The 6,000-nt window shown below is 72.8% G+C and carries 6 protein-coding genes; 3 read left to right on the top strand and 3 right to left on the bottom strand.

What is annotated here, in order from left to right; translation table 11 throughout:
* Positions 1 to 1,251 (top strand): MFS transporter (locus ABD249_RS01795; RefSeq protein WP_344339680.1); only part of this gene is annotated, 1,251 nt, incomplete at its 5' end.
* Between the two features lie 68 nt (positions 1,252 to 1,319).
* Positions 1,320 to 2,111, top strand: a complete 792-nt coding sequence (locus ABD249_RS01790) for a TetR/AcrR family transcriptional regulator (protein WP_344339678.1) — start codon at positions 1,320 to 1,322, stop codon at positions 2,109 to 2,111.
* Positions 2,112 to 2,161: 50 nt separating this feature from the next.
* Here the strand turns inward: ABD249_RS01790 and ABD249_RS01785 are convergent, their stop codons facing one another.
* Positions 2,162 to 3,013, bottom strand: a complete 852-nt coding sequence (locus ABD249_RS01785) for an HpcH/HpaI aldolase/citrate lyase family protein (protein ID WP_344339676.1) — start codon at positions 3,011 to 3,013, stop codon at positions 2,162 to 2,164.
* 95 nt (positions 3,014 to 3,108) lie between these two features.
* Here ABD249_RS01785 and ABD249_RS01780 point away from each other — a divergent pair, with 95 nt between their 5' ends.
* Positions 3,109 to 3,303 (top strand): hypothetical protein, encoded by a 195-nt coding sequence (locus ABD249_RS01780; RefSeq protein WP_344339674.1) that lies wholly within the window; start codon positions 3,109 to 3,111, stop codon positions 3,301 to 3,303.
* A 169-nt stretch (positions 3,304 to 3,472) separates the two neighbouring features.
* Here the strand turns inward: ABD249_RS01780 and ABD249_RS01775 are convergent, their stop codons facing one another.
* Together ABD249_RS01775 and recQ are read right to left on the bottom strand one after the other, a co-directional pair.
* The gene (locus tag ABD249_RS01775) at positions 3,473 to 3,847 is read right to left on the bottom strand and encodes an RNA-binding S4 domain-containing protein (RefSeq protein ID WP_344339672.1); all 375 of its coding nucleotides are present in this window, start codon (positions 3,845 to 3,847) and stop codon (positions 3,473 to 3,475) included.
* Positions 3,844 to 5,817 (bottom strand): DNA helicase RecQ, encoded by a 1,974-nt coding sequence (gene recQ, locus ABD249_RS01770; RefSeq protein WP_344339671.1) that lies wholly within the window; start codon positions 5,815 to 5,817, stop codon positions 3,844 to 3,846. Before recQ ends, ABD249_RS01775 begins: the two co-directional genes overlap by 4 nt.
* Positions 5,818 to 6,000 lie beyond the last annotated feature (183 nt).

The raw sequence follows: 6,000 nt of genomic DNA, 5'->3' as shown, positions 1-6,000 counted from the left end.
GTGCCGATCGGCATCGTCGCGCTCTTCATGGTCTTCCGCTTCCTCCACATCCCGGTGCTGCACAACCGCGTGCGCATCGACTGGTGGGGCGCGGCCGCGCTCGTCATGGGCGTCGTGCCGCTGCTGCTCGTCGCCGAGCAGGGCCGCACGTGGGGCTGGGGCTCCGGCCTCTCCATCGCCTGCTTCGTCACGGGCGCCGTCGGCATCCTGCTGTTCATCCTCATCGAGTCCCGCATGGGCGACGACGCGCTCATCCCGCTGTCGCTCTTCCGCTCCTCGACCTTCTCGATGGCGACCGTCATCGGCGTCCTCGTGGGCTTCGGCATGTTCGCCGGCATGATGATGATCCCGTTCGTCCTGCAGATCGTGCACGGCATGGACCCGACCCAGGCGGGCCTCGCGACGCTGCCGATGATCCTCGGCCTCATGATCGCCTCGATCGGCTCGGGCCAGATCATCGCCCGCACCGGTCGCTACCGCATGTTCCCCATCATCGGCACGGCGCTCATGGCGGTCGGCTACGGCGTGCTGTCGCTGCAGCACTACGACAGCCCGCTGTGGATGCTGCTCGCGGGCCAGCTGATCATGGGCCTCGGCCTCGGCCAGCTCATGCAGACGCTGACGATCGCCTCGCAGAACTCCGTGACGCCGAAGGACATGGGCGTCGCGACCGCGGGGGCGACCTTCTTCCGTCAGCTCGGTGGCACCCTCGGCGTCGCGGTCGTCTTCTCGGTGCTGTTCAGCCGCGTCGTCGACACCATGGCCGCGTCGTTCCAGCGCACCGACCTCCTCGCGGGCATGCAGGCCGCGATGCAGGACCCGGCGGTGCTCGCCGACCCGGCGAACGCGCGCATCCTCGAGGTCCTGCAGGACCCGTCGGGCCTCGGCACGGCGCTCAACGACGACTCGTCGTTCCTCAACGGCGCCGATCCGCGCCTGACCGCCCCGTTCCTCGACGGCTTCTCGACGGCGACGTCGACGGTCTTCGTCGTGGGCATGGTCGTCGTGCTCGTCGCGTTCGTGCTCTCGCTCTTCTTCCGCACCCCGCCGCTGCGTCAGCGCTCGGCGATGGAGGAGGCGCTCGCCGAGAAGGCCGAGCTCGACCAGCTCGCCGCGAGCCAGACGAGCACGGGCTCCATCGCGCTGCCCGTCGTGGGCGGCCCGGAGCGCGACGACGCCTCGACCGAGGGCACGGATGCACGGCCCGGCGGGGCGAGCGCGATGGGCGTGCGCGCCGAACGCGACGACTGACTCTACGGGGGTGACGGGGCCTGTGGAGAACCTCATCCCTCCATGGGCCCGGAGCGTATCCTGAGCGCATGCCTGATGCTGACGCGGTCCCATCCGAACGTCGGCGACGACCCCGCATCGCCGCTGGCGTCGCGCGGCAGCGCATGCTCGACGCCGGCGTCGCCCTCGTCGAGCGCGACGGCCTGACGGTCGGCTTCGGGCACCTGCCCCTCGAGGAGATCATCGCCGCAGCAGGCGTCTCGCGCGCGAGCGCCTACCGCCAGTGGGGCTCCCACGAGGCCTACGTCGCCGACCTCGTCACCGAGGTCTTCGGCAGGCCGCAGTACAGCCTCGGCTTCTCCCCCGCCACGACCGCCTCGATCACGGCGGGCCTGCGCGAGCACGTCGGCCTCCTCGACACCGCGGAGGGTCGGCACGCTGCGATGCTCGAGCTCGTGCGCGTCGCGGCCGAGCGCAACTTCCGCGACCTGCTCGCCTCGTCCCAGTGGCGCTCGTACGAGTCGCTGTACGTCGCGGCCGCGAGCCCCGGCGATCCCGCGCACGCCGAGACGCTCGAGGCGACGGCCCGCACGGTCGAGCAGCACTTCATCGACACGAACACCGGCTTCTACCAGGGCCTGCTGGGCATGCTGCGCATGCGCCCGCGTGCGGGCCACAGCGCCCGGTCCATCGCGGTCGCGACGCACCTCGTCGTCACGGGCATCGGCCACCGCATCCGCGTCGAGCCGTCGTTCGCAGACCTCATGGTCGAGGGCCCGGCGCTCGGTGGCGGCACCACGCCGTGGCACTTCGTCGCGCACCTGACGCGGCACGCGATCGAGCCGCTCGTCGAAGACGACTCGGCACCCGCCGACGCCTGACGTCTGACGTCCGCTCGGCAGCTGACGTTCGCCGTGCGGTCGCGGTGAGCTCAGTACCCGGAGTGCGAGACCTCCGCCGCCTCGACCTCGATGCCGAAGTCGACCGCCTGCTGCACGATCTTCTGCGCCCGCGCGAGGCGCGGCAGGTCGGAGCCGTCGGTGATCTTGCCGCCCGAGGCCTCGAAGGCCGAGATGAAGCCGTGCGCCCAGGCGACGTCGTCGGGGGCGGGGCTCAGCCCCTCGTTGATCGTGGCCGTGTGGGCGTGGTTCAGGCAGAGCTTGCCCGACATGCCCATCTCCTTCGCGTGCGCCGTGCCGGCGGGCAGCCTCGCGAGGTCGAGCGTGGGGCCGTCGATGGGCGCGGGCAGGCGCGCGGCGCGCGAGGCGATGACGAGCTGCGAGCGCGCGTAGGCGAGCGCGAGCGGGTCCTCACCCGTGGCGGTGTCGCGCTTGAAGTCGCCCGTGCCGAAGGCGATGCGGAACGTCGAGGGCGCGTTGGCGATGCGCTCGACCTGCTGCACGCCGCGAGCGGTCTCGACGAGGGCGAGGATGTGGATGCCGTCGGGCAGACGGTCGGCGGTGTCGTCGACGTGGCTCGACGATTCCGACTTCGCGAGCATGACGCCCTCGAGGCCCTCGGCCCGCTTGAGCGCGGCGCAGTCGTCGCTCCAGAAGTCGCTCGACGCGTCGTTGATGCGCACCCACGCGCGGTGGCCCGAGTTCAGCCAGGCGAGCGTGTCCTTGCGCGCCTGCTTCTTGTCGTTGGCCGCGACCGCATCCTCCATGTCGATGATGATCGCGTCGGCATCGGATGCCTGCGCGATCTCGAAGAGGTCGGGCTGCGACGCCGGGACGAGCAGCCACGAACGGGCGATCTGGGCAGAGACAGGACGTCGGCTCACGATCCTCGAGCCTAACGGCGACGACGTGGTGCGTGGCGTTGCGGTCGTATCGGTCGCAGCGGGCGACGCGAGCCCGGGTGGGTAGCGTGGGCGGCATGAGCATGCAGTCGTCGATCGGCATCGCGGCGGTGCTCGGCCTCATCGTGCTGGCGCTCGGGGTCGCCGTCGTCGTCGCGGGCATCCGCAGGCGGCAGCGGCGCACGATCCTGACCGGTGCCCTCGGTGCCGTGCTCGGCGTCGCTGTGCTCGTGCCGGCGGCCATCGCCGCGGCCGACCTCCTCGCGGCCTAGGCCGGCCCGCTTCGCCGCCGCATCCACGGCCCAGCGGACCGTCGACCGCATGACGTGCCCGACACCCCGCTGCGGCGTGATCCCGGCGATCTCCCCGAGGCCACCGCCGCATCCACGGCTCAGCGGACCGTCAGCGGCATGACGCGCCCGACACCCCGCTGCGGCGCGACTACGGCAGCTCGCGCCCGCGCAGACGGTCGATCTCGCGCCGGTCGCGCTTCGTCGGGCGCCCGGAGCCGCGATCGCGGACGGGCACGAGCTGCACCTCCATGGGGCTCGGCCGCGGGGGCGTGAGGTCCTCGTAGGCGGCGGCCGCGATCTCGGCCCCGACCCGCTTCATGAGCAGCTGGCGCACGACGAGGATGCGGTCGAAGCCGTGCAGGCGCACGCGGACCTCGTCGCCCACCTTCAGCTGCTGCGCCGCCTTCGCGGTCGCGCCGTTGACGCGGACGTGGCCGGCGCGGCACGCGGCGGTGCCGGCGGAGCGCGTCTTGACGCAGCGCACCGCCCACACCCACACGTCGACGCGCACCGAGCCGCTCACGTGCCCACGACCTCCAGCACGGCGGCGCCGTAGCGCTCGAGCTTCGCGTCGCCCACGCCGGAGACGCCGCGCAGCCCCGCCTCGTCGGCGGGCCGCGACGCCGCGATGCCGGCGAGCGTCGCATCCGAGAAGACGACGTAGGCGGGCACGCCCTGCTCCTTCGCGACCTCGCTGCGCCATGCGCGCAGCCGCTGGTAGAGCTCCTGCTGCGCATCGTCGAGGGCGATGGGGGCCGCCTTGGCCTTCGCCGACCGTCGCACGCGCTCCTGCTCGCGGCGCAGTCGCACCTCGCGGCGACCGCCGAGCACCTCGGCCGCGGCGTCGGTGAGCGCGAGCACGCCGTACTCGCCCTGCACGCGCAGCACGCCCTGGGCGAGCAGCTGGCGCACGACGCCCCGCCACTCCTGCTCGCTGAGCTCGCCGCCGATGCCGTAGGTCGTGAGCCGGTCGTGGCCGAGGCGACGGATGCGCTCGGTGTCCTTGCCCAGCAGGATGTCGACGTGGTGGCCGGCGCCGTACGACTGCCGGTGCTCGCGCTGCAGGCGGACGATCGTCGAGAGCAGCTTCTGCGCCGGCACGGTGCCGTCGAGCGTCTCGGGCGGCGCGAGGCACGTGTCGCAGTTGCCGCATCGCTCGCTCGGCTCGCCGAAGTAGCCGAGCAGCTGCTGCCTGCGGCACTCGACGGTCTCGCAGAGGGCGAGCATCGCGTCGAGGTGCAGCGTCTGCGCGCGCTTGCGCTGACGATCGCCGTCGCCCTCCTCGATCATGCGGCGCTGCTGCACGACGTCCTGCAGGCCGTAGGCGAGCCAGGCCGTCGACGGCTCGCCGTCGCGGCCCGCGCGACCCGTCTCCTGGTAGTAGCCCTCGACCGACTTCGGCAGGTCCATGTGGGCGACGAAGCGCACGTCGGGCTTGTCGATGCCCATGCCGAACGCGATGGTCGCGCACATGACGACGCCGTCCTCGCGGAGGAAGCGCGACTGGTTCCGGGCGCGCGTGCCCGCGTCGAGGCCCGCGTGGTACGGCAGCGCCTCGACGCCGTTCGCCGCGAGCCAGGTCGCCGTCTGCTCGACGCTCTTGCGCGAGAGGCAGTAGACGATGCCCGCCTCGCCCGGGTGCTCCTCGCGGATGATGCGCAGCAGCTGGCCGCGCGCATCCTGCTTCGGCGCGATCCGGTACTGGATGTTCGGGCGGTCGAAGCTCGAGACGTAGACGCGCGCGCCCTGCAGGTCGAGGCGCTCGGCGATCTCGGCACGCGTCTCGGACGTCGCGGTCGCCGTGAGGGCGATGCGCGGGATCGTCGGCCACCGCTCGTGCAGGATCGACAGCTGCAGGTAGTCGGGCCGGAAGTCGTGGCCCCACTGGCTCACGCAATGCGCCTCGTCGATCGCGAAGAGCGCGATGCGCGCCCGGTCGAGCAGGTCGCCGACGACCGGCAGCCGCTCGGGTGCGAGGTAGAGCATGTCGAGCTCGCCGGCGAGCAGGTCGCGCTCGACCTGGCGGCGCTCGTCGATGGACTGCGTCGAGTTCAGGTAGGCCGCGCGCACACCGAGCTGCAGCAGCGCGTCGACCTGGTCGTGCATGAGGGCGATGAGCGGGCTGACGATGACGCCCGTGCCCTCGCGCACGAGCGACGGCACCTGGTAGCAGAGGCTCTTGCCGCCGCCGGTGGGCATGAGCACGATCGCGTCGTCGCCGGCGACGAGCGAGTCGATGATCTCGGCCTGCTGGTCGCGGAAGGCGTCGTAGCCCCACACGCTGCGCAGCGCGTCGATCGGCGACGCCGGGCGAGGTCTCGGCGGGGCGGTCGCGGCGACGGCCGGCGCAGCCTGCGCGGCGACGGATGCGGGCACGGGCGCGCCGCCGCCGTGGCCGCCGTCGTCGGGTGGCAGCCAGCCGTCGTCCTCCGGGGGCGCCCACTCGTCCGGCGGCACCCAGTCGTCCGGGGATCCCCACTGCGCATCGCTCATCGGCTCCAGCCTACGAGCCGTCGCCGACCGCCGAGCCGCTCGGGACGAGGCCGAGCGCGAACGGGCTGGGAGGGAGTCCACCGACGCGGTCGCCCGCGGTGATGCTCGGGCGCGAGGGGCGTCCGCGTCGGGCACGCTCGCCGTGCCGCCGGCTCGCGCGTCCAGCGACGTTCGGACAGGCGG

The sequence above is a fragment of the Agrococcus versicolor genome (genome assembly GCF_039531815.1).
Taxonomy (GTDB): domain Bacteria; phylum Actinomycetota; class Actinomycetes; order Actinomycetales; family Microbacteriaceae; genus Agrococcus; species Agrococcus versicolor.
Note: the sequence above shows the minus strand (reverse complement) of the source record. Positions and strands in the feature narration are given on the sequence as shown.